This is a genomic window from Winogradskyella sp. 4-2091, assembly GCF_045765065.1.
In the GTDB taxonomy this organism is placed as follows: Bacteria; Bacteroidota; Bacteroidia; order Flavobacteriales; family Flavobacteriaceae; genus Winogradskyella.
Window position 1 is genome coordinate 1 of record NZ_JBJKOD010000018.1, and the last position, 25095, is coordinate 25095.

Sequence of the window (25095 nt, forward strand, 5' to 3'; positions counted from 1 at the left end):
TATACTCTTAACAAATGGTCTAAAGAACAAGCAGACAGATATTACGATTTAATAATGGCAGAAATTGACTTTATTGCGGACAACTATCGGATTGGAAAATCGGCTGAACAAACTCGAAAAAATTATCGCGTAACGAAAATTAAATCGCATCTGATTTTCTACAGAAAAGTTGAAAATGAAATTGTAGAAATCGTTAGAATTTTACATCAGAGAATGGATATTAAAAAACGACTGAAATAAAATAACGTAGGCTAACACCGTGTATAATTAATTGCTGGTTTTAATTTCAATCAAGCTTTATATTACCTACTCTAATCTTATTTAAGCTCGATTTCAATGATCACAACGCTAACCTAACAATTCCTTAAAATAAGTATATCTACGTATTCTACTGAGTGTTTATTTTTAGTAACTTCAAAACTTATAATCAATTTTTAAAGTTTTAGTTTATGAACCATCCGAATTTAAAAAGAGAAACTAGGTATGGCTTACCAACAGCAGATCAAATATTGTATAACAGACATTATGTATTAGGCTACTCGTACTATTTTAGGCAAGCAAAATGGGCTTTAGAAATTATTGATAAAGACAGAACTGATGTTGAAAGAATGGATAATTTTCGGTCAGACTACAGGATTCCAGAAAGTTTTAGAGCTGATAAAGAAGTATATCAACATTCAGGATTAGACAGAGGTCATCTCGTAGCCAGTGCTAACCAATTTGAAACACAAATACAGAATAGCGAAACCTTTTTACTCTCTAATATGACACCACAAGCACCAAGTTTTAATAAAGGGGTTTGGAAAGATCTAGAACAAGCCATTAGAATATTAGATAGTGATGAAAAAGTTTTTGAAACCTACGTCATCAGTGGTCCTTTATTTTACTTTGATCAAGAAGTCATTATGATGGGTGATGATAATGCTAAAATTTCTGTCTCATTACCAATTCCTCATGCCTTTTTTAAATCGGTCTTAACAGAACGAAATACAGGAACCATAAATATGTGGTCTTTTATAATTCCGAATGAAAAAACAGATAAAAAACTTGAAGAGTTTTTAGTTGAAACCTCTAAAGTAGAAAAGATATCGGGTTTACTCTTATGGGAAACATTACTTGGCACTAAAATGATTAATAAAAAATCTCGAAAAAGGAAAATGTGGAAGTTTGATATTACCTAAAGATGCAATTATGAAAATCATAATCTATGTTATGCTAATGTTCGTTTTGTCATCTTGTAAATACAATGAAGACAATAAGAGCTTAACCTCAGCAAAAAACATTACTTGCACCTATAAAGCTTGCACAGGCACTTACATTGGTAAAGAATTTATTAATGGCGACGATATTGCACATCAATTCTCTAACCAAATGGCTGCTTCTGTTGGCGATCAATTAAAAAAGCTATATGCTTCTAGAACATACGCTAAAGTGGATCTTAAAAACATCTCTATGCGTACAGATGGTATGGGTTCTGGATCTGTATCTTATAGCTTAACAATTCCTTTTCTTTCCGTGACTAATAAATGTGATGCTTACACAGCATTTGATCATGTTGGTGGTTGGAATCACACTCCTGCTCTAGCGCAACGTAAAGCACAATTAAAAAACGTAGTATTAGCTGGTCGTCATTTAAATATTAGTGAACTAAAAACCACAAAACAAGGCTTACAAGAATATTGGATTCAGTGGCAACACAAAGTCGTACAAGCGGATTGCGAATACAATTAATAATTCCCCAATTTGAAGACTCCAATTTTTATATCAACACTCATTTTCTCAGATTTAAAAAGACAGAAAACACCTATAAATTACAATTAACTAATGCTTAAATGTAAATATATGTAGGATTATTCGTAAGTAAATTTGCGTTAATCATTTATTTTCATAAGTTTACGGCTTAAATTAATATTTAACCCAAATTTTAACCTACTTATTTATGAAATTTAATTTATTACTAGTATTTGCTGTATGTTCTATGGCATCTATGGCACAAACCGTTTCGGCGAGTAAAACAAACGCCATTTCTGTGGTTGAGACTGCAGATATTGCTTTTGCTATTGAAACTCAAAATGAGACCACAGAAAATGATGACAAAGTAAAAGTTTACCCAACGGTTACTGAAGATCTTGTTTATTATGGTCTTGCTGATGAAGACATTAATTTTACCATTACAGTTTATGATATCTATGGTAAAAAGCAAAAAGTAGAAGTTTACAAAGGAACTATTGATCTTAATCAATTAGATTCTGGAATGTACATCATTCAATTTAGCAGTAAACATTACACGGTAACAAAGAACGTTTTAAGAAAATAAACGTTGGTTGCGTATTTAGGCCTTTCTATTAGGCTTTATTTAAAATTAAAAAACCACTTAGTTCTACTTAGTGGTTTTTTGTTTTTAGGTTTTAATTAAATTATCTATTATGAAATCCTACTCACATATTCTTACTATACTGTTTTTTACCTTAATTACATTTGGTTGTGCTCCAGAAGAGAATACGTCTTACACACCAGAAGACACTAACGAATTTAGCTATAATGGCAACAATTATCCTTTAATGTCTGCTATTATTGTTGATAGTAATTCTAGTGCTAGTGAATCTGGTAAAATTTCGATTAATATATTTAATAAATCAAGTTCTAAAATAACAAGCAACTCCGATTTAACAGATGTTTCTTATGTTAATTTTGAAGTTGATGACATTAACCTACAGAACACCACTTACAACTCAATTGATGCATTCAGTGTCTCTATAAATGGGTCAATCACAGGCAGCGAATTTAATCCTGGCACACAACTCTTGTCAGACAGCGATCCAGATTCTGATTTATATGCACAATCTGGATTTGTAACCATTACTAACTATACAGCATATAATATCGTCTTTAACTTTTCATTTACTAGAAATGACGGTACTATAATTACTGGCAGTTACGATGGTAACTACCTAATAACAGGCAATTAAAATTGTTTTGAGCTATTTATTTTTAATAGTTCTAAGATCTTCTAAACCCCATTTATCTAAACTTCTCAATAGCTTTTCGAGCGATTGTCCTCTTTCGGTTAGCTTATATTCTACTTTTGGCGGTACCACAGGATAAACTTTTCTAGAGATAAGTCCATCTTTTTCTAATTCTCTAACCGTTTGCGTAAACATCTTATTTGAGATATCTGGTACTTTTTTCTTTAAAACACCAGATCGAGAAGCGCCTTCTAACAAATGAAACAGTATTAGAGGCTTCCATTTGGTACCTATTAATTGCATTGTATAGTGCAGTGGACAATTATTTATCATATTTATTTCAAATTAAAAAGCTATTAATCAGTATTTTACTCTATTAGTACACTATAGCACTTTTAGGTAAGTTATTGCCAATTAGACAAATCTAAATTAATTTTGAACTTTAAAACAAAAATTATGACAACTAATAAGAGTTACCCAAAGTCTTTTTCGCATATCGGTATTACAGTACCAGATATTAATGCTGCTGTAAAGTTTTACTCAGACGTCATGGGTTGGTACGTTATTATGGAACCTTCTACTGTAAAAAAGGAAGCAGATACAGCCATAGGTATAATGTGTATTGACGTTTTTGGCGATGATTGGGAAAGTTTTGAAATTGCACATATGTCTACCTCAGATGGTATTGGCATAGAATTATTTTCATTTTCTCATGGCGTAAAAAAAGCTCCAAAATTTAATCCGTTTAATACCGGTTTATTTCACTTTTGCATCCAAGACCCAGATATTGAAGGTTTAGTAGATAAAATAGTTGCTGCTGGCGGAAAACAACGTATGCCAATTAGACAATACTATCCTAACGATAAGCCTTATAAAATGTGTTATGTTGAAGATCCATTTGGTATTGTGTTTGAAGTTTACACACACAGCTACGAGTTAACGTATTCTTCTGGTGCTTACGCAAAATAATAAGGTGTTACGCTATAACACATTTTCTAATAGGTTAAAAATACCTTAGGAAGCAGAAATCTTTTACTTTTCAAAATCGCGTCGAATGGTATGAATCATTGATTCTAAACCATTAATTTTAATGTCAAACATTTGGCGCATCATTTTACCTAATTTTCCTTCTGGAAATCCTTTTTGTTGAAACCAAACATAGTAAGCTTCTGGTATGTCTACAAGGTATTGATCTTTGTATTTCCCAAATGGCATTTTATAGTGCGCTAATTCTATAAGAACTCGTCCGTCTAATTCCATTTTTAATTTGAAGTCTAATGATTTTTATTAGGACAGAATTATTAAAGCAATTTGTAATCCTTTAGATTCTTTAATTCTTTCTCTACATAATTAGCCCATTCTCTTTGCTTTACCGCATTTATTGAATGTTGGGTTTCACGATCGTATTTTGCTTGAGCTGCACTGAGCTTTAAATTAATGTCTTCATGCAATCTATTCAATTGCTTTTTCACATTCTGATTTACTTGTAGTTTAGAAATTTCCTGTCGCAATTTTCGAGAATATAATTCTGTAAGATCAAAATGTAATTGCTCGTGCCCAAGAATATGCTGATCGCTTTGCGCCTTCTTATACCAAGATTTGTTAGGATAAAAGTGCGATTCTACTGTGGTTGAAAACTCCACTATACGTTTACCAGACGTTTTAACACCAAAACCAAACGTAATTCCTGACGCTGTTAAAGCAACTGCATCAGAATCAGGATCTGGACTCGCGTTAAAGTCTGCCCAAGTTAACTTGTTGTTTTCATCCCAAGTTATTGTTTCTTCGTTAGTTTCACTACTAACAAACAATACAAACAAACAAATAAGTATATTTTTCAAGGGATAAAAAATGGATTAAAATGAGTACGCTAAATAATTATTTTAACGTTCCTCCCAAAAATAACGTCATTTATATCAAAAAAAGTATATTATTCGTTAAAGCACTAAAAAATTAAGATGAGATTAGATATTCAATTATCTAAAGCCCTTTAATTCGCTTTTACAACTCGTAAATCATCGAATTTTACTACATAAACAGCTTGGTTTACATAACCGCCAAAAAAGTCTGTTGTGTATCTAAACTTGTTTTCAATGTATTCCGTTTCTACTGTTTCGGGCGAAGCTTCATATAAATCCTCTGCAGATGCTAAACGCATTAAGATATCTAAAGTAATATCAAAACCACGTGCGGCATATTTACTTGGTGTTATACCATATTCTTTTCTATATGCCTTAACAAATCCGTTGTCTTTTTCATCATCAAAATCTCTATATACAGAAGCATAATGAAATTTTAGATTAGATAAATAAATGTTATCTATGTTTTTACCTTCAAAGCCTTTACCCTTGTCTAAAGTAGCCAAAACAATTTCTGTTCTATTATTAATAAAACCATTTAGCATACTTATAATACTCGATGCAAACGAATCATTATCTGTTTCTAAAAACACTACTGTTTTACCTGCCGTGAACACACCTTCTAATTCGGTATGGTACAAAAAGTAAGCATCTTTTGTCTTATCCTTTTTATTCATTCTAGAGAAAAAGAGTTTTGCATCTGGAAATTCCTTTTGCAATGCTTCACTAGTCGCTCTATTTGCCTGATCTGAGATTATAACCACTTTAGTTTTTAAACTATCAGCTTTTACAAAATCAATCATTGTTTTACTCAATAATTTTTTCTCTGGTAAAGTTTGAAACACGTTGCTATAAACTTGTTTGGGCTTGTTCATTGCAGCAATAACAGGCACACGATCGCCTTTTAAAGCAGAAGCCACACGATCAAAACTCTTACTTTCCATTGGTCCAATAACAGCATCATAATCCGAAAAATCATTTTCAGCTAATATTTTAGATGTTACTGCTGCGTGGTAATGCGTATCAAATACCTTAAGATCTGTTGAGATTCCTAATTGTTTAGCAGAATCCAAAGCCATCAATACACCAACATGAAAATCTAACACTATAGATAACAATTTGTTGTTTTTAATTCTATCCTTTGCTTCCTCTACCGAGTCTACATCAATTTTATGCAATTGATAAGGCATCATTAAAGCGATCTTCTTAGTCTTATAATTAACTAGGTTTCGTTTTAAATTAGTAGTTTTTACCGCTGTTAATCCTACTTCTGTATTACTACCTTCTGGTACTTTTAAAACCATACCTGCTTTTAATCCTGTTGTTTTTAAATCAGGATTTAATTGCTCTAACTGCCCTTGCGTTAAGTTTAACTTACCTTTTAAACTGTAGAATGTTTCTTTTGGTAAAACTTCATAATAACCAAATGCAGCTTCAATTTTCTTTTCTTCCTTATCTTCAATATTAGGAACATTAAGCACATCTCCTGGTTGAATTACGTCATTCATGTAAGGGTTTAATGCTTCTAAATCTGCAACCGAAATTCCAAATTTATAGGCAATACGCCATTTCCCCTCTTTTGGTAAAACGGTGTATTTCTTTACGGTGTTACTTAAAGACCTTTTTGAAATAATTGTTCGGTATTGAGGAATTTTAATTTTATCACCTTTTTTAAGGTTTTCAGAATATAAAGAACGGTTGGCCTTTTTTAATTCTTCTTCAGAAATTCCATACTTTTTAGTTAAACCATATAACGTTTCTTTTCGTTTTACTTTATGACTTTTATAACCAGTCAGCTCGCGCTTATTTTCTGCTATAGGTTCATTTTTAATTTTAGAATTTGGTATAATTAAAACCGTATTTGGTTGAAATTTTTTCTTAGCATCCGGATTTAACGCATAAATATCAAAAGGTGTTACTAAATATTGTTTTGCAATCGATTCTATTGTTTCTCCAGACTGTACCTTATGTTCAACATAATTTTGAGCACTTAAACCAATAGTAAAAGCAATTAATAAGATGGCTAAAAAATTTTTCATGTATTCTATTTTACTTTTATTCTAAAAACAATATATGCTAAACTAAATTGTTTTATTCCCATTCAATAGTTGCAGGTGGTTTAGAGCTTATATCATACACCACTCTATTAACACCTTTCACTTTATTTATAATCTCGTTTGAGGTTTTTTGCAAAAACTCATAAGGTAAATTTACCCAATCTGCAGTCATTCCGTCTGTACTTTCTACAGCTCGTAAAGCTACACATTTTTCGTAAGTACGCTCATCTCCCATTACACCTACACTATTCACTGGCAATAACATAGCTCCTGCTTGCCATACTTTATCGTATAAATTCCAAGAACGAAGGTTATTAATAAAAATAGCATCTACCTCTTGTAATATACGTACCTTCTCTTCAGTTAGATCTCCAAGAATCCTGATTGCTAAACCTGGACCAGGAAACGGATGACGACCTAATAACTGACTATCCATATTCATAGAAGCACCAACGCGTCTTACTTCATCTTTAAATAAAGCGCGTAATGGCTCCACAACGCTCAACTTCATATAATCTGGTAATCCACCAACATTGTGATGACTTTTTATGGTTGCACTTGGACCTCCTGTTGCAGATACACTTTCTATTACATCAGGATAGATTGTACCTTGCGCCAACCATTTTACCTCTTTTATTAAGTGCGCTTCATCATCAAAAACAGCAATAAATTCGGCTCCAATAGCCTTTCTTTTCTTCTCTGGATCACTCAACCCTTTCAAAGCATCCAAAAAGCGTGCCGAAGCATCTACACCTTTAACGTTTAATCCCATGCCTTCGTATTGATGCAGTACATCTTCGAATTCATTTTTACGTAATAATCCGTTATTTACAAATATACAATAGAGGTTTTTGCCAATAGCCTTGTGCAATAACATCGCTGCGACAGAAGAATCAACACCTCCAGATAAACCAAGGACGACTTTATCATCGCCAAGCTTTGCTTTTAAATCAGCAACCGTTTCTTCTACAAATGCATTTGGTGTCCAATCTTGTTCAACGTCTGCTATTTTAATTAAGAAATTTTGAAGCAATTGATGACCATCTGTTGTGTGATATACTTCAGGATGAAATTGAATAGCGTACGTTTGTTCGCCTTCAATTTTATAAGCTGCATTTTTTACATCACTTGTACTTGCCAACAATACACCATTAGTTGGTAATTGTTTTATAGTATCACTGTGGCTCATCCACACTTGGCTGCCTTCGTGTATGTTTTCAAAGAAGTCTTCGTTGTCTTTTACAAAATCGAGATTAGCTCTTCCGTATTCTCTTGTGTTAGATTCCGCAACTTCGCCACCAGAAAAATGGGCTAAATATTGCGCACCATAACATACAGCTAGCATTGGTTTTTTTCCGCGTATACCATCTAACTCTGGGTGAAGAACATCTTCTCCTCTCACAGAATTTGGGCTACCAGATAAAATAACAGCTTTAAAGCTATCTGAATCTGAAGGAATTTTATTGAATGGGTGAATTTCGCAGTAGATATTTAACTCTCTAACGCGACGCGCAATAAGTTGTGTGTATTGCGATCCGAAATCTAAAATTAGGACTTTGTTGTGTTGCATGCGCAAAAATAAACATTGAATTTAAATTTACGATTGACGATCTGCGATTTTTTGAATAGTTTTTAACAGTTTATATGATAACTATAAGGTAACGATGGTAAACTCGCCTTGCAATGGTTGTAGAACCTTCAATAAGTTAGGAATTAATTGTGTGCCAAACTCTAAATATAATTCTGAAAAATTAGTATTTCGTTCTTGTAAACTTTGATTAGGAAACAATTGTTCTTGTAACTCCGTACAACGGCTAATTTGGTCGGCTAATTTTCGCTTTTGTGCCTGTAGCAAACGTTTTTCAAGATGTTTTAAGCCTTTTAATTGTTTTACTTCTTGTGCTTTTACAGCGCCAATAAATGATTTATCGGTTTGTTCTGCTACTTCAAAAAGGGATTTAAACTGAGATTCTAAATGTGCTATTTGGTCTGAAAAGTCAATATCTATATTCGAGATTTTTCTAACCTTCTTATTAATAAATGAGTGTCTATCTAAAAATAAATCCTTGTTAGAAATATTTAAGCTTTCAAGTTTTTCGGCTTGTTTGGTGGTTTTTATTAAGGCTGAATTTCTTAACAACAACATAGGAAATGTTACGTTTTGCGCTTCAAAATTAGATTTTAATTGCAACCAATAAATCATTTCTCCGCCTCCACCAATGTAACAGAGATTTGGTAAAATAACTTCTTGGTATAATGGTCGCATAATTACGTTAGGCGAAAAACATTCTGGTTCCTCATCTAAGTGTTTTAATAGTTGACTTTCATTCCATTTTATTTCTGAATCTAAAACGGAATAGACTCCGTCACGTTCTACAATACGTTCGCGTAAGCCGTCTTTTATATAGAATAGATTTATTTCTCTTGGATTAACCTGAATCTTTAAATCTAAGGCTTCTAGTTTTTTATTAGTTTCAGAAACTGTTTTAAATGCTGTTTGCTCTAGAATTTCTTTTCTCATCTGCGGAATAAAAAGACGTTTTAATGCGCTATCATCAGCATCTATAATAACCAAACCATGTTCGCCAAACAATTCGTTTGCCAAATAACGTGTAGCATCCGCTAAATTATTATGTTTTAAATAGCCTTCCTTAAACCATGTTTTTAGTTGTTCTGCATTTCTACCTTCTCCAAATTCTAAAGCAATAATATCGAAAACATCGTCTAAACCTTCCGTGTTAAAATGACCAACTGCACCTGTTTGGTTTGAATTCCATTGTATCTTTTTGCCTTTAAAATTGAAATAATTAATTTCTTCAAAATCATGGTCTTCTGAAGCCATCCAATAAATGGGTACAAAATTATAAGTTGGACATTCAGCTTTTAACTGCTTTGTTAAATTTATAGTAGACACAATTTTGAACAAAAAATATAAAGGTCCTGTAAACAGGTTTAATTGATGACCTGTTGTAATGGTAAAGGTGTTTTCTTGCTGTAGGCTTTCAATATTTTCAGACGTCAAATCTGAAGTCTGTATATCTTTATATTGTTGTTTTAATGTTTCAACTAATACCGTTCTCGTTTCACGTTTAAATGAGATAGATTTTTCATGTATCTGAGCTTCAAAATTTTCAAGCTTTGGAAAACGATTGTAAAAGTCTTTTAATTCTGGTTTTTCAGCGAGATAATCGCATATAAAATCTGAAAAATAATGGGTTTCCTTAAACGGTATACAGTCAGTTGGCATAGGTTAATCTTAATTTCGGCATAAATATAAGACTCTTCAATTTTTTATCTGCTAATTTTTAGTTAATTCAGTTGCACTAACTATCTTTACTAGCTAACAACCATAATTTTAAATTAAATGCAAAAATTAGTCTTCGTTTTATTGGTCGTTTTAGGCAGTCTTTCCTTAACGTCAGCACAAACCATTCCCTCTCCTAATGACGTTTTAGGTTACGATATTGGCACACAATTTAGTAGAAATCATCAGGTTATTGATTATTTTAAATCTGTTGAAACTGCTGTACCTAATCAAGTAAAATTGGTGAACTACGGAAAAACCAATGAACGTAGAAACATGTATTTAGCTTTTGTTACAAGCGAAGCTAACATGGAAAATCTAGAAACGATTAGAGAAAACAATTTAAAAAACGCAGGTTTATTAGATGGTGAACCAACTAATACAGATACTGCAATTGTTTGGTTGAGTTATAATGTGCATGGTAACGAAGCATCTAGCTCTGAAGCTGCAATGCTTACGCTTTATAAATTGCTAACAGAAGAACAAGATTTATTAAAAAATACGGTTGTAATTATTGACCCAAGTGTCAATCCGGATGGTAGAGACCGCTACATTAATTGGTATAATGAAACCAAGAGCGAACCTTACGATGTGGACAAACAAGCCAGTGAACACAACGAACCTTGGCCAGGCGGACGACCAAATCATTATCTTTTTGATTTAAATAGAGACTGGGTTTGGGCCACACAAGTTGAGACCCAACAACGTTTAGAGGTTTACAATACTTGGATGCCGCATGTGCATGTAGATTTTCATGAGCAAGGTATTAACGAACCGTATTATTTTGCGCCAGCTGCAGAACCGTTTCATGAAGTCATTTCAGATTGGCAACGCGATTTCCAAACGCAAATTGGTCAAAATCATGCCAAATATTTTGATGCAGAAGGTTGGTTGTTTTTTACACGAGAACGTTTTGATTTATTGTACCCAAGTTATGGTGATACCTATCCAACGTTTATGGGTGCCATGGGAATGACTTACGAGCAAGGTGGCCATGGTATGGCAGGTTTGGGCATTTTAAACGATGAAGGCCATGTGTTAACTTTGGTAGAACGATTAACGCATCATACCACTACAGGAATTTCTACTGTAGAAATGGCTTCAAAAAACGCAAAACAACTGAATACAGAGTTTGGTAAATTCTTCAATAATGCCAATCTAAAATATAAAAGCTACGTCTTAAAAGGGAATGAAGACAAAATTAATAGCTTAAAAACACTATTAAACAAACATCAAATTACATTTGAAAACGCTACAAGTACTAAAGTTTCTGGTTACCATTATGCTACAGGCAAGCAAGGTAGTTTTAATGCAGACAGTAATGCTTTGGTAGTACATTCTAACCAACCAAAAGGAAAAATGGTTAAGGTTTTGTTTGAACCCAACACATTGCTTTCCGACTCATTAACATATGATATTACAGCTTGGTCATTGCCTTACGCTTATGGATTAGATGCTATTGCTACAACGTCTAAAGTAAGCAGTAATACAATGGCGAGTAAAAAATCTCTCCAGGTTTTAAATGATGCTTACGGTTATGTAAGTAAATGGAATTCTATGGAAGATGCTCAGTTTTTAGCCGCTTTATTGAAACATAATTTCAAGGTGCGTTTTACTGAAAAAGCATTTTCTTCTAATGATAAAACCTTTGGACGTGGTTCTTTAATTATTACTAAAGGCGACAACAAGCATATTGAAAAAATGGTATCAAAATTGAATACCATTGCACAAGAACATGCCCAACCATTAACAGAAATTACTTCTGGATTTTCTCACAAAACACCAGATATTGGCTCGCCAGATATTAAGTTAGTCAATAAGCAAAAAATTGCTATACTTTCTGGTGATGGTACGTCCTCTTTAAGTTATGGTGAGATATGGCATTTCTTTGAGCAACAATTACACTACCCAGTAACTTCTATCAATACCGATGATTTAGGCAAAACCAACCTGAATAAATACAACGTTTTAGTTATACCAAATGGTTATTACGGTAAAGTTTTGACTGGTGATAACATGACGAAACTAAAAAAATGGGTAAGTTCTGGTGGAAAAGTAATCGCTATTGATGGTGCACTAGCCAGTTTTGCTGGTAAGGATGGATTTAGTTTAAGTTATAAAGATTCAGACGATGATGAAGACGAGGACGACAACTTAACACCTTACGCCAATCGCGAACGCGAATACAGTAACCACTTAATTACAGGTGCCATTTTTAATACTAAAGTAGATGCTACGCATCCTATGGCTTTCGGTTATGATGACAACTATTTCACATTAAAATTAGGTAGTTCTGCATACAATTTATTAGACAGTGGCTATAATGTGGCTTACTTAAATGACACCAAAGTCTTTTCTGGATTTGCAGGTCAAAATGCTGTAAAAAACTTAGACCAAACTTTGGTTTTTGGTGAGGAAACTATGGGAAGCGGTAGTTTTATTTACATGGTAGATAATCCTCTTTTTAGAAGCTTTTGGGAAAACGGTAAATTGTTTTTTGTGAATTCTTTATTCTTTGTAAATAATAATGCTTACGAGCTGTAATCTTTAATTAAAAAGTTAATTAAAATTAAAGAACATGGCTAGTTTATGGATTATGGCTAAATTTATTTTTAGTTCATAATTTAAGAATAACGACACATTAAAAACATAAAATGAAAACACTAAAAGAACAAACCGACGCTAAAATTGCAGCAGGACGAAACGCAAAACCTGAATTTATGCAAGGCGTTGATGATGTTATAGCTAAAGCCAAAGCTTTTGAAGACGGAAAAGATGCTCTAAAAGTTGGCGATAAAGCTATAGAATTTGAATTACCAAACCCAAAAGGACAACCGATTTCATTATCTGGCTTACTAGACAAAGGACCTGTTGTAGTTACTTTTTATCGTGGTAGTTGGTGTCCTTATTGCAACTTACAATTAAGAGCATTACAAGCTAAACTTAGTGAAATACAAGCTTTAGGTGCAACTCTAGTTGCTATTAGCCCAGAAGTACCAGATGATTCTTTAACTGAAAATGAAATTAGTAAAATGGAATTTACAGTGCTGTCGGACCAAGATGCTAAAGTTGCCAAACAATATGGTGTAGCTTGGGAAGTCCCTGAGTTTTTAATGGAACATATGCGTGTAGATCGTGGACTAGATTTAAAAGCCATTAATAATGGTAACGCTAATGTTTTACCTATTCCTGCAACCTTTATTTTAGATAGAAATGGCATTGTAAAATGGAATTACGTCAATGTAGATTACAGAACGCGCTCTGAACCTGATGAAATTGTTAAAGTGCTAAAAAGTATGAGTTAAGCGATAGTAAAAAGCTTATTGCTATAATTATAAATAGTGTTTAAGTTTATTAACAATTGAAGATTAAAAAAATATAGACAATTAATAGTCAGTCACTTGACTTTATATCTCAAAAAAGCTACCTTCGTTTAACGTTGGACATAAAACATTAAAACGCTTTAATATTAGCGGGACATTATATACCATTACGACACAACAATGGAGAATCTAATTAATTACATACAATCAAAAATTGATTTAACTCAAAACGAAATTGATTTTATCAAAAAGTATTTTGTTTCTGAACAAATTTCAGCTCATACTAATCTTTTAGAAGCAGGAAAAGTTGAGCGATATATTTATTTTTTAGATACTGGAATTGTAAAAGGATATCAAAATATTGACGGAAAGATTGTTGTACAACATCTTGTAGCTGAGCAAGATTTTTTCACATCCTTAGATAGCTTTATGACAGAAACCCCATCCGTTGATTATTATGAAACTATCACGGATTGTAATCTAATAAAAATATCAAAACTTGATTTTGACATTTTACAAAAGGAAACAAAATTTTGGGCAATATTTGTCAAAGAAGTAACAAATGAACATTTAAGTTGCAAATTAGACCGCGTTAAAGATTTTCAAATTTTAACTGCAAAAGAACGTTATATTAAATTTGTGAAACAGTATCCAAAATTAGCTTTAAATGTATCTATTGACAATATTGCTTCTTTTTTAGGAATGGAACCTCAATCTTTAAGCCGTATCAGAAAACAAATCGCTTTCTAACAAATGTTATTTCTAACCGCTTAAAAGGTGTCGAAATTTGCTCAAACAAAATTTAAAAATTATGAGCAACGAAATTTCATTAATAACTGGCGGAAATGGACATTTAGGAAACAACCTAATTAGGCTTTTACTTTCGGATAACCAAAAAGTAAGAACAACTGTAAGAAATATTAATAATACTGAACCCTTTAAAGGGTTAGACTGTGAAGTTGTTCAAGCTGATATTACCGACAGAGAATCCCTAAAAAAAGCATTTCAAGGAGTTACAAACTTATATGCAGTGGCTGCAAATTTCAGTATGTGGGCTAAAAACCCTAAAACTGAAATTTATGATAATAATATGCAAGGAACTCAAAATTTGTTTGACATTGCTAAAGAATGTGGCGTCAAAAATATCGTTTATGTAAGTTCTGTAGCCAGTTTAGATTTTACAAAATTACCTGCAAATGTTGATAATGGATATAACAAAGACAGACGAAACTGGTATTATAATTCTAAAAATGATTCCGATAAACTCGCATTAGAATTAGGAAAAAAGTATGGTATCAGAACTGTTCTTGTTTTACCTTCTGCTATGATTGGGTCTAAAGCTTATAAGTTAAGTTATTCTAACAAGCTTGTATTACAAGTTTTAAATGGAGAAATACCTGTAGACACAAACGTAACTTTAAATTGGGTAGATGTAAAAGATGTAGCTTATGGTATGTATAATGCAATGAAAAAAGGCAGAAATCAAGAAAGATATATTTTATCTAATGAGCACCATACAACATTACAAGAAACAGTAAAAATAGCATCAGAATTATATCCGCAACTAAAATTAAAAACACCTAAAAAAGTACCAAAATGTTTATTATATTCTGTAGCTAGTTTAATGGAATTCAGAAGTAAATTAACAGGCAAAGAGCCTTTATTACAGAGACATTACTTGGATATGTTTTATGGCTTAAAACAAGATTATGATATTAGTAAATCAAGAAAAGAATTAGATTTTAACCCTAAACCTTCAAGTAAAGCTTTAGAAGATGCTTTAAAATATTTGAAGACCGATTGGAAGAAAGAAAACGGTATATAACACCTTGTATAATTCACTGCTAGTTATAGCTTATTTACGAAAGTCCTCGCGGACTTTCTATATGTGATTTATTTGCTAAATTTAGTGGTTAAACACGCAACGAAATCATACACAAAACCGTGTATCGACTGTTCAAAATCCCATTAAATTTAAAGCTCTGAGAGCACCAAATTATTATATTTATTTAAAAAACACACCTACTAAAAGTCATAATTAAAACTTTCATTACCTTTAAGTACTAACTTAAACTCAAAATTATGAAACTAGGCGCATTTTCAGTAAGTCTTGCTGTAAACGACATAAAGGCATCAAAAGCATTTTACGAAACTTTAGGATTCTCCGTTTTTGGTGGTGAATTAGAAAAAAATTACCTCATCATGAAAAATGGCGAATCATTGATTGGTTTGTTTCAAGGTATGTTTGAAAACAATATTCTTACCTTTAATCCTGGTTGGGACCAAAACGCCAATACTTTAGAAAATTTTGATGATGTTAGAGCTATTCAAACACATTTAAAATCTAACGCTGTAACATTTGCTAGTGAAATAGAAGAAACGGCAACTTCTGGTCCAGCAAGTTTTGTGGTTTTAGATCCAGATGGTAATGCTATTTTAATAGACCAGCACGTGTAACATGAGTTGGGAAGACACCTTAAAAGTATTTGATGATATTACGCAAGCTTGTAACGGATTTGAGCGCAAAGGCAAAAAGATGATTTACACCTCCTCTAATGGTTATATGTTTACGCTATTAAATAAAGCAGGCGAAATTGGCATAAGATTGCCAAAAGAAACTGCTAATAAATTTAAAGCGAAATATGACGCTGACGACTAATATTCGCATGGTGCAAAAATGAGAGATTATGTATTAGTACCAAAATCGCTTTACAATGAAAAAGACTTATTAGTTGGTTATTTTGAGGATAGTTTTAATTACGTTAATAGCTTACCTTCAAAATAATTAAAAAAGAAAATACCAGATTACAAAACTGACAAACGCATAACAAGATAATAAAATAATTTGCATTCTATTGTGTCTAACCGCTCTGTTCATAATACTAAGATTTGTGTTCAATTATACGACACATATTTGCCACAAAAGTCACGTAAACCCTTTTAAAAACTATATCTCATGGAAAAAGCATTACAAACAATGATTAACAATATGCCTGAGAAAACAGGTAAATCATTAGACCAATGGACATCTATTTTAAAAGAAAAAGCATTTGTAAAACATTCTGAAGGTGTTAATTTTTTAAAGAAAGAACATGGTGTAACGCATGGTTTTGCCAACACCATTGTGACACTTTCTAAGGAAGAAAATAATTCTGAAGACGATTTAGTTACTAATCAATATGAAGGGAAAGAATTATTATTTCCTATTTATGAAAAGCTACATAACAAAATCGAAGCTTTTGGGAAAGATGTCACAATAACACCAAAGAAAACTAGTGTAAGTTTCATTAGAAAACGACAATTTGTTCTCATTAAACCAGCTACTAAAAAACGCATTGATTTAGGCTTAAAACTTCCAGAAAAACCAACAACTGATAGATTAGGTAATTCTGGTCCATTTGGTACAATGTGCACGCATCGTGTACAAATTACATCGGTTAATGATCTAGACGATGAATTAATTGCTTGGATGAAAGAGGCCTATGAAAAAGCAAATTAAAAAAACAGTTTTATGAGATTAAGCAATGTAAATTATGCATTCACAAAGATTTTACACTTTTTTGACATTTTATGTTACACTAGCATAGACATTCAGTAATACATTTGAGCATATTCATCTCAAAAAGCAAAACATTATGAAACAACGTATTATTATTTTAGGAACTGCATTGGCCTTATTAAGTATTCTATTTTTTGGTTTAACTAATATGGAATCTTCTGACGCCAAAGATTTAAGTAAAAAAAGGAACAATAGCATTGCAATAGATAGTGCCATTAACTATGGTCCATTTTTAAAAGAACTACCAGATTTGCATTATAGTGTTGACGCACGCTTTGAAGCTGTACAAAAAGCTGATATACAAGCAGCAACCAGCATTTACGATTTTCTTAATGAAGATGAAAAACACCAAATTGAGGAAATAAAATCCGTAAAACTTATTGTAATTAAGGATAACCAACAGTCTGAATTACAAGAATATGGCACCACTGCTCAACTTACCAAAGCCCAATTAAAACTATTAAGATCCTTAGATTATTTTAATCACTTTACAATTAGAACCGAATTTAAAGGCAAAAACAAAGAGACTGGTGTTATTGAAGATAAGTTTTTTGGTCCACACATTACTATTGTTCCAGACCAACAAGCTGCATATGTTGATGGTAAAGAAGCATTAATCACGTATCTAAAAGAAAACAGTTTAGAAGCGTTGAATGTTATAACTGATGACAGACTCAATGCCATAAAATACTCTTTTATCATTTCTAAAGAAGGTAAAGTTAAAGACGTTAAGCATGATGCCATGAAAACGGGATATCCTTCTATTGATAATAAATTTAAAGACCTTCTACAAAAGATACCTGGAGAATGGTTACCTGCAAGAAAAAGCAATGGCGAAAAAATGGAGCAAGAATTTGTCTTTACATTTGGCTCTAATGATGGCTGTTAATGAGATATATAAATTTACTAAGGAAAAAGACTTCTCATTTAATGTGTAGTCTTTTTTTTTTTAGCAAAAACTAAAATTCAGTTAACGTTCTTTATATTGCATAAAGGAGTTTACAATTTTACTGACTAGTTATGATGAAACAAACTTTAATCATTTTCTTTTTAATTCTAATCAGCTGTAAGAATGAAGAAAAAACACAAAATGACGAGCAAACAGAGGCTAATAAGACTTCTGAAATAGTAATAGACCAATCGGTAACAACAATGTGGAACAGCTACATTGCTCAAAATCCAGAATTTAAGAATACAGAATTACCTGAATTTGATTTTTTCCACAACAACAAAGAAGATGCAAAACGATTAGCAGAATTAACTGCAAATAAAAAAAAGCAAGCCTCTTCTGGCCTACTTAGTCTCTATAAACAATATAACTTGGATCTACCCAAAGTTGGATCTAAACAAATTATAACTGATTTTGATGGTAAAGCATATGCAATCATAGAGAACAAAAGTATAGACACCATTCCGTTCAATCAAATATCTAAGGAATATGCGCAATTAGACATGGGAACAGACTCTGAGCCCTTAAAAAAATGGAAAAAAGCACATTGGGATTTCTTTAAAAATTTCTTAGCAGAAATTGAAAAAGAACCAACTGAAGATATGAAAATAGTTTGTGTAAGATTTGAAACTGTTTGGCCTAAATAAATCTAGGCTCATAATGCAATAAGATTATTTTACCACCTCACCATACAGATCAAAATCTTCTGCTTCAATTACCTTTACAGTGGTATACTCTCCCGTTTTTAGATACGTTTTAGATGCATCAATAAGCACTTCGTTATCAACATCAGGAGAATCATACTCTGTTCTACCAACAAAATAATTTCCTTCTTTTCTATCAATAACAACTTTGAATTCTTGTCCTATTTTAGCTTGATTCAGTTCCCATGAAATTTGAGATTGAATTTCCATAATTTCATTTACACGTTGCATTTTTACGTCCTCTGGCACATCGTCTTCTAAATTATAAGCGTGTGTATTTTCTTCATGAGAATATGTAAAACAGCCTAAACGCTCAAAACGCATTTCTGAAACCCATTGTTTAAGTTCTTCAAAATGTGCTTCAGTTTCTCCAGGATAACCAACAATTAATGTGGTTCTAATCGTCATTTCTGGCACAATAGTTCTAAACTCCTTTATTAACTTAGTCGTCTTTTCTTTGGTAGTACCACGACGCATTGATTTTAATAAATCATCAGAAATATGTTGTAATGGTATATCTAAATAATTACAAATCTTTGGTTCACGATTCATAATATCTAAAACATCCATAGGGAAACCTGTTGGAAAAGCATAATGCAAACGAATCCATTCAATCCCTTCTACCTTAACTAAGTTTTCTAATAATTCTGCTAGATTTCGTTTTTTATAGATATCTAATCCGTAATAGGTTAAATCTTGAGCTATCAATATCAATTCTTTAACTCCTGTAGCTGCTAATTTTTCAGCTTCTGTAACTAAATTTTCAATAGGTGTACTTCTATGCTTTCCTCTCATAACAGGAATAGCACAGAAACTACAAGGTCTATCACAACCTTCTGCTATTTTAAGATACGCATAGTTCTTTGGTGTTGTTGTTAATCGTTCACCAATTAATTCGTGTTTATAATCTGCACCTAAGGCTTTTAATAAGCCTGGCAATTCAGTTGTACCAAAATACTGATCTACATTCGGGATTTCTTTCTGTAAGTCTGGCTTATAACGCTCACTTAAACAACCTGTAACAAAAACCTTATCTACATCGCCTTCCTCCTTTTTCTTCATGTACTCCAAAATGGTATTTACACTTTCTTCTTTGGCGTTATTTATAAAACCACAGGTGTTTATAACTACAACATTTCCTTCCTCTTCATGTACAACGTCTTTACCACTTGCTTTTAGCTGTCCCATTAAAACTTCACTATCGTAAACATTTTTACTACAGCCTAATGTAATAACGTTGATTCTATTCTTTTTTGTAGTCTTGGTTCTCATGCTTTTTATAAATCAGTTGGCAAAGATAAGGAATGATTTACGATTTACGATTGTAGTTTTACATTTGAAACGTGCTGGTTATTAAACCTTTTGCATATTTTAGAGTCTTAAATAAAAACTTAACCATGAAATCTCATCTATTTACCACAATTTTGCTCCTATTTTTAGTGTTTTTGTCCTGTTCAAATGATGATAACAGTTCTGATGACGTAGATCCACAACAAGAAGAAATTTATTTTCCACCAATTAATTCAGATACTTGGGAAACTAAATCTATATCAGAGTTAAACTGGAATGAAGATCAACTTCAACCACTTTTAGATTATTTAGAAGAAAAAGACACCAAAAGTTTTATAATCCTCCATAACGGAAAAATTGTAGTGGAAGAATACATGAATGGTCATGATAGCAACTCAACTTGGTATTGGGCAAGTGCCGGAAAAACGCTTACAACCACAGTATCAGGTATTGCCGAGCAAGAAGGCTATATAGATATCAATAACAAAGTTTCTGATTATTTAGGAACAGGATGGACAAGTACCTCTGCTACCAAAGAAGATTTAATTACCTGTAAACATCTCTTAACAATGACCTCAGGACTTGATGATACTAGTGGCGATGATGTTTCATCAACTAATTTGCAATATGTTGCTGATGCTGGTACGCGTTGGGCATATCATAACGTTTATGTAAAAATGCAAGATGTTGTAGCCGAAGCAACTAATCAAACTTGGAGTAATTACTTTACAGATAAATTAAAAGACCCTATTGGCATGAATGGTAGTTGGATAGATCTTGGCGATTTAAGTGTTTATTGGAGTAATACCAGAAGTATGGCTAGATTTGGTTTGTTATCTTATGCTAATGGTAAATGGGAAGACACACAAATAATAAATGAAAACTACTTAAGCGAAGCTACAAATACATCTCAAACTGTAAATTTAGCTTATGGCTATATGTGGTGGTTAAACGGAAAATCTACTTATCATTTACCACAAAGTCAATTTGAATTTCAAGGCGAGCTAATACCAGACGCTCCTAGTGATATGTATTCTGCATTAGGGAAAAACGATCAAAAAATATATGTTGTTCCCAGTAAAGAAATTGTGGTTATTAGAATGGGACAATCTGCGGAAGATGAAAATTTTGCCTTATCTAGTTTTGATAATGATTTATGGTTAAAAATTAATGCTTTGATTGATTAGCCAAAAATGACCCTTCCTAAAAAATAATTACATTTTTCAGATCTTAAAAAAATTTAAGCACAAGTTATATTTAAAAACAGCATCTAAAGACTTATAGCTAAACCTAAATGAAATAGCTTTATATAGTCATTTTTAAATATTTCTAATTTGAATATAAAAAATCAGTTTCTAATTGTTTTTCTTTTTTTAACGTCACTAAAATTGAATGCTCAATTATGCGAAGGTAATTTAGGTGATCCCTTAGTAGAAATAGATTTTGGGTTTGGCTCAGAACGCGGAGATGCTTTAGGTAATAATATCACGGCATTTACTTATAGTAGTGCTGGTGAATTAGATGAGGGTGAATATACTATAGCCAATACCACAAGTGGATTAAAAGGAAATGCTTGGCACGTTACTAGCGATCACACAGGCGACACCAATGGTTACATGATGGTAATAAACAGTGCTGTTTTAGCAAATGAAGGCGTTTTTTACACCAAAACGGTTACAGGATTATGCTCAAACACAACCTACGAGTTTTCTGCTTGGCTTATTAACATTATGAACCCTTCTGTTGGTACGGACGAATATCATCCCGATGTTACCTTTAGGGTTAGTGATACGTCTGGAAACATATTAGGTTCATATAACACTGGTGACATTGCACAGACCTCTTCTGGAAATTGGTTACAATACGGTTTTTTCTTTACCCTCGAAAACGATACAGAAGTTGTCATTACAATATTAAACTCTGCACCAAGTGCACATCCTGGCAATGACCTTGCTCTTGATGATATTGCCTTTAGACCATGTGGTCCTACAATTACAAACTCAATAAATAATGAATTAGGAAATGCTATTACTTTATGTGAAGGCAGTTCAGCTCAATATACATTTCAAGCTGATGTTTTATCTGGTTATACAAACCCTCAATACCAATGGCAATTTTCAGATGATTTAGGTATAACATGGGCAGATATTGACAATGAAACAACAACTAATTTTGAATTTTCAGAAACTGATACTCCTGGAAGTTTTCAATATAGAATTACCGTAGCCAACGGAATTAATATTGAATCTTCGGCATGTAGAATTGCTTCGGAAATATTTGATATAACCATTTTAGAAAAACCGCAAGCTTTAACTGGAGAATATGAACAAGTATTTTGTATAACTCAACAAGCAACTATAGCAGATCTTGAAGTAAATTCAAATGCGGTTTGGTATGATGCTGAAATTAATGGTAATGTCATTTCTAACGAGACTCATCTTATTGATGGTAATCTTTATTATGGCGCTCAAATTACAAACGATGGTTGTGAAAGTGATGAGAGAATTGCTGTAGAAGTAAGTATTATAATGCCAATATTAGTTGTAAATGATCTATCGATTATTTTATGTGACACAAATAATGATGACCTAGAAAATACCGATTTAACCTTTTATGAATCTGAAATTGCTACATGTACAGAATGTACTTTTCATTATTTCGAAAATTTATCTGACGCTGAAAATTATAATGAAGACGGTTTATTTGATCCTTCAAATTATGTGACATATGCAGAATCGAACATTGTATTTGCACGAATAGATTCTTCAGATAATTGTTATCAAATTGCTGAAATTACAATTGATCTAGAACCGACACCAATTATACCAATTTCAGATTTTGTTGGTATTTGTGAGGATGAAAACTATATAACTATTGATGCTGGATCTGGTTTTTACAGTTATTTATGGTCTACAGGAGCAACTACAAGCTCTATAGAAATTACTAACCAAATGATTGGAAATTATTCAGTTACGGTTACCGAAAATCATTTGTCTTACCTATGCGAATCTACAAAGACCTTTGAAGTTGTCCAGTCAAATACTGCTATAATTTCGGATATAGATGTTGAGGATTGGACAGATGATAACAATTCCATTACCGTTTTCCTATCTGAATTAAGCTTAGGCGATTACGAATATTCTCTTGATGACTTTTATTACCAAGATAGTAATAGCTTTAACAATTTAGCTTCTGGTGAATACACAGTTTATGTAAGAGATAAAAATGAATGTGGTATTACAGAACAAGTTGTTTACCTATTAAATTTCCCAAAGTTTTTTACACCAAATGGTGATGGCATTAATGACACTTGGTATATTAAAAATGCTACTACTGAACCGTCAATTCTAGTTAAGATATTTAATAGATACGGGAAACTAATAAAAGTTTTAGATGCTAATTCGGTTTGGGATGGTACATATGATGGTCACAAATTACCAACGTCAGACTACTGGTTTGTTGTCACAAGAGCAAATAGGTTAACCTATAGAGGTCATTTTACTTTAAAAAGATAGAATAGATTTAGTTATCATAAGGACTTAAGACAACAATGAAGTTATAAATATGTCCTTGGAAAACACATCCAAGATCTATAAATCTTTGAAATATAAATTTGCGGCAGTATTTTCAAAAAAACAATAGTTTATCAACCTGAATTAGTTTCAGATTCTATTTTGAAAGGATAATCATCAGATCATTAAGATTCTGAAATAAATTCAGAATGACAGATTTTGTGGCTTTTAAATCTACCTTATTTGTTACTTGAAGAAAGAATCTACAAATTCATATTTATTAAAGACTTGTAGATCTTCAATGCCTTCACCAACGCCAATATATTTAACCGGAATTTGAAACTGATCACTTATACCTATAACAACACCACCTTTGGCAGTACCATCTAATTTAGTTACAGCTAAAGAGGTTACTTCTGTAGCTGCTGTAAATTGTTTGGCTTGCTCAAACGCGTTTTGTCCGGTAGAACCATCTAAAACTAAAAGTACATCATGAGGTGCATCACCAACAACTTTTTGCATAACGCGCTTAACTTTTGTTAGCTCGTTCATTAAGTTTATTTTATTATGCAGTCTTCCTGCTGTATCGATAATAATAACGTCTGCATCTTGGTTAAAACCAGATTGCAAGGCATCAAAAGCTACAGATGCTGGGTCAGAACCCATTTCTTGTCTTATCATTGGTACATCTACTCTATCTGCCCAAACTTGTAATTGATCTATTGCTGCAGCTCTAAACGTATCTGCAGCACCAAGAACAACTTTTAATCCTTTCTTTTTAAACTGATAGGCTAGTTTACCAATTGTTGTAGTCTTACCAACACCATTTACACCAACTACCATTAATACGTATGGCGTTTTAGAGCCATCAGCTTGTTTTGGTAAATCTGGAATAGTGTATTCTGTTTCTTCACCAGATTTGGTTTCAGAAAGTAATGCTGCTATTTCTTCTCTTAGAATTTTATTTAATTCTGAAGTTCCTAAATATTTATCTTTTGCAACACGTTCTTCGATTCTTGTAATTACTTTTAATGTGGTATTGACACCAACATCACTAGTAACAAGGATTTCTTCAAGATTATCTAAAACATCATCATCTACTTTAGATTTTCCGGCTACGGCTTTATTTAATTTATTAAAAAAAGAAGATTTAGATTTCTCTAACCCTTTGTCCAAGGTTTCTTTCTTTTCTGAAGAGAATATTTTTTTAAAAAAACTCATTTATTTAGTTTAAAAGTTAAAAGTTTAAATGTTTTTAAACTTCTATATGACTTAGTTAGTTAATCATATTGTTAAAACCAAAAGCAACAACCTTGCCCTTAATGAATTACTGCTAAGATGTCATATTTTTCAAATATAGCCATAAAAAAACTGCTTTCAAATGAAAGCAGTTTAGTTAATCTATATAAAAATAAAGATTATTTTTTATTTAAAAAGTCATTGACAAACTCTGGTGCCATTACTGATTCTACAAACATGTAAGCTCCAGTTTTTGGTGATTTTACCATTTTAATCGCTTTTGTCAAACGCTTTGATCCTGTCTGTAAAGACGCTACTGATTTCTTTGCCATG

26 protein-coding genes are annotated in these 25095 nt (G+C 32.3%); 17 read left to right on the forward strand and 9 right to left on the reverse strand.

Annotated elements, in window-relative coordinates:
* From ACJBCC_RS15990 to ACJBCC_RS16010, 5 genes are all read left to right on the forward strand, one after another.
* Positions 1-240: type II toxin-antitoxin system RelE/ParE family toxin (locus tag ACJBCC_RS15990; protein WP_407557772.1), on the forward strand; the 240-nt coding region annotated here is incomplete at its 5' end.
* A 209-nt stretch (positions 241-449) separates the two neighbouring features.
* On the forward strand, positions 450-1181 hold the full coding sequence (locus ACJBCC_RS15995; protein ID WP_299103380.1) for a DNA/RNA non-specific endonuclease: 732 nt from the start codon (positions 450-452) through the stop codon (positions 1179-1181).
* Positions 1182-1191: 10 nt separating this feature from the next.
* On the forward strand, positions 1192-1731 hold the full coding sequence (locus ACJBCC_RS16000; protein ID WP_407557773.1) for a hypothetical protein: 540 nt from the start codon (positions 1192-1194) through the stop codon (positions 1729-1731).
* A gap of 208 nt (positions 1732-1939) precedes the next feature.
* Complete coding sequence (locus ACJBCC_RS16005) at positions 1940-2317, forward strand: T9SS type A sorting domain-containing protein (RefSeq protein ID WP_407557774.1); 378 nt, start codon at positions 1940-1942, stop codon at positions 2315-2317.
* A gap of 109 nt (positions 2318-2426) precedes the next feature.
* Complete coding sequence (locus tag ACJBCC_RS16010) at positions 2427-2969, forward strand: hypothetical protein (protein ID WP_407557775.1); 543 nt, start codon at positions 2427-2429, stop codon at positions 2967-2969.
* Positions 2970-2981: 12 nt separating this feature from the next.
* Here the strand turns inward: ACJBCC_RS16010 and ACJBCC_RS16015 are convergent, their stop codons facing one another.
* The gene (locus ACJBCC_RS16015) at positions 2982-3299 is read right to left on the reverse strand and encodes a winged helix-turn-helix transcriptional regulator (protein ID WP_407557776.1); all 318 of its coding nucleotides are present in this window, start codon (positions 3297-3299) and stop codon (positions 2982-2984) included.
* A gap of 123 nt (positions 3300-3422) precedes the next feature.
* Here ACJBCC_RS16015 and ACJBCC_RS16020 point away from each other — a divergent pair, with 123 nt between their 5' ends.
* Positions 3423-3935, forward strand: coding sequence for a lactoylglutathione lyase family protein (locus ACJBCC_RS16020; RefSeq protein WP_299103371.1), 513 nt, complete (start codon positions 3423-3425; stop codon positions 3933-3935).
* 63 nt (positions 3936-3998) lie between these two features.
* Here the strand turns inward: ACJBCC_RS16020 and ACJBCC_RS16025 are convergent, their stop codons facing one another.
* From ACJBCC_RS16025 to bshC, 5 genes are all read right to left on the reverse strand, one after another.
* Entirely contained in the window at positions 3999-4226 is a 228-nt protein-coding gene (locus ACJBCC_RS16025) for a DUF3820 family protein (protein ID WP_299103369.1), read from the reverse strand.
* Positions 4227-4267: 41 nt separating this feature from the next.
* Positions 4268-4807 carry a DUF922 domain-containing protein gene (locus tag ACJBCC_RS16030; protein WP_407557777.1) on the reverse strand — a complete coding sequence of 180 codons (540 nt, stop codon included), beginning with the start codon at positions 4805-4807 and terminating at the stop codon, positions 4268-4270.
* 149 nt (positions 4808-4956) lie between these two features.
* Entirely contained in the window at positions 4957-6864 is a 1908-nt protein-coding gene (locus ACJBCC_RS16035) for a LysM peptidoglycan-binding domain-containing protein (RefSeq protein ID WP_407557778.1), read from the reverse strand.
* A gap of 52 nt (positions 6865-6916) precedes the next feature.
* Entirely contained in the window at positions 6917-8452 is a 1536-nt protein-coding gene (guaA, locus tag ACJBCC_RS16040; RefSeq protein WP_407557779.1) for a glutamine-hydrolyzing GMP synthase, read from the reverse strand.
* A gap of 81 nt (positions 8453-8533) precedes the next feature.
* Positions 8534-10129, reverse strand: coding sequence for a bacillithiol biosynthesis cysteine-adding enzyme BshC (bshC, locus tag ACJBCC_RS16045; protein ID WP_407557780.1), 1596 nt, complete (start codon positions 10127-10129; stop codon positions 8534-8536).
* 117 nt (positions 10130-10246) lie between these two features.
* Here bshC and ACJBCC_RS16050 point away from each other — a divergent pair, with 117 nt between their 5' ends.
* The 9 genes from ACJBCC_RS16050 (at position 10247) to ACJBCC_RS16090 (ending at position 18664) form a co-directional block, all read left to right on the forward strand.
* The gene (locus tag ACJBCC_RS16050) at positions 10247-12730 is read left to right on the forward strand and encodes a M14 metallopeptidase family protein (RefSeq protein ID WP_299103358.1); all 2484 of its coding nucleotides are present in this window, start codon (positions 10247-10249) and stop codon (positions 12728-12730) included.
* Positions 12731-12840: 110 nt separating this feature from the next.
* A complete protein-coding gene (locus ACJBCC_RS16055) occupies positions 12841-13491 on the forward strand; it encodes a peroxiredoxin-like family protein (protein ID WP_173281380.1) in 651 nt (216 codons plus the stop codon).
* A gap of 198 nt (positions 13492-13689) precedes the next feature.
* Complete coding sequence (locus ACJBCC_RS16060; protein WP_299103357.1) at positions 13690-14259, forward strand: Crp/Fnr family transcriptional regulator; 570 nt, start codon at positions 13690-13692, stop codon at positions 14257-14259.
* A 61-nt stretch (positions 14260-14320) separates the two neighbouring features.
* Positions 14321-15334, forward strand: coding sequence for an NAD-dependent epimerase/dehydratase family protein (locus tag ACJBCC_RS16065; RefSeq protein WP_299103356.1), 1014 nt, complete (start codon positions 14321-14323; stop codon positions 15332-15334).
* Between the two features lie 257 nt (positions 15335-15591).
* Positions 15592-15966: a VOC family protein gene (locus tag ACJBCC_RS16070; protein ID WP_299103355.1), complete on the forward strand. Its 375-nt coding sequence runs from the start codon at positions 15592-15594 to the stop codon at positions 15964-15966.
* Position 15967: 1 nt separating this feature from the next.
* Positions 15968-16168, forward strand: a complete 201-nt coding sequence (locus tag ACJBCC_RS16075) for a hypothetical protein (RefSeq protein WP_299103354.1) — start codon at positions 15968-15970, stop codon at positions 16166-16168.
* A gap of 297 nt (positions 16169-16465) precedes the next feature.
* Positions 16466-17008: a DUF4287 domain-containing protein gene (locus ACJBCC_RS16080; protein ID WP_299103353.1), complete on the forward strand. Its 543-nt coding sequence runs from the start codon at positions 16466-16468 to the stop codon at positions 17006-17008.
* 136 nt (positions 17009-17144) lie between these two features.
* The gene (locus ACJBCC_RS16085) at positions 17145-17957 is read left to right on the forward strand and encodes a hypothetical protein (RefSeq protein WP_299103352.1); all 813 of its coding nucleotides are present in this window, start codon (positions 17145-17147) and stop codon (positions 17955-17957) included.
* Between the two features lie 134 nt (positions 17958-18091).
* Positions 18092-18664: an ASCH domain-containing protein gene (locus ACJBCC_RS16090; RefSeq protein ID WP_407557781.1), complete on the forward strand. Its 573-nt coding sequence runs from the start codon at positions 18092-18094 to the stop codon at positions 18662-18664.
* A 24-nt stretch (positions 18665-18688) separates the two neighbouring features.
* Here ACJBCC_RS16090 and rimO read toward each other — a convergent pair whose 3' ends face one another.
* Positions 18689-19993 (reverse strand): 30S ribosomal protein S12 methylthiotransferase RimO, encoded by a 1305-nt coding sequence (gene rimO / locus ACJBCC_RS16095; protein WP_407557782.1) that lies wholly within the window; start codon positions 19991-19993, stop codon positions 18689-18691.
* Between the two features lie 125 nt (positions 19994-20118).
* Between rimO and ACJBCC_RS16100 the strand changes: the two genes are divergently transcribed.
* Both ACJBCC_RS16100 and ACJBCC_RS16105 read left to right on the forward strand, forming a co-directional pair.
* A complete protein-coding gene (locus tag ACJBCC_RS16100) occupies positions 20119-21198 on the forward strand; it encodes a serine hydrolase (RefSeq protein WP_299103349.1) in 1080 nt (359 codons plus the stop codon).
* Positions 21199-21399: 201 nt separating this feature from the next.
* A complete protein-coding gene (locus ACJBCC_RS16105) occupies positions 21400-23526 on the forward strand; it encodes a T9SS type B sorting domain-containing protein (RefSeq protein WP_407557783.1) in 2127 nt (708 codons plus the stop codon).
* Between the two features lie 243 nt (positions 23527-23769).
* Here the strand turns inward: ACJBCC_RS16105 and ftsY are convergent, their stop codons facing one another.
* Entirely contained in the window at positions 23770-24744 is a 975-nt protein-coding gene (ftsY, locus tag ACJBCC_RS16110) for a signal recognition particle-docking protein FtsY (RefSeq protein ID WP_407557784.1), read from the reverse strand.
* Positions 24745-24941: 197 nt separating this feature from the next.
* The gene (locus ACJBCC_RS16115) at positions 24942-25094 is read right to left on the reverse strand and encodes a DUF4295 domain-containing protein (RefSeq protein WP_008271041.1); all 153 of its coding nucleotides are present in this window, start codon (positions 25092-25094) and stop codon (positions 24942-24944) included.
* Between the last annotated feature and the right edge of the window lies 1 nt (position 25095).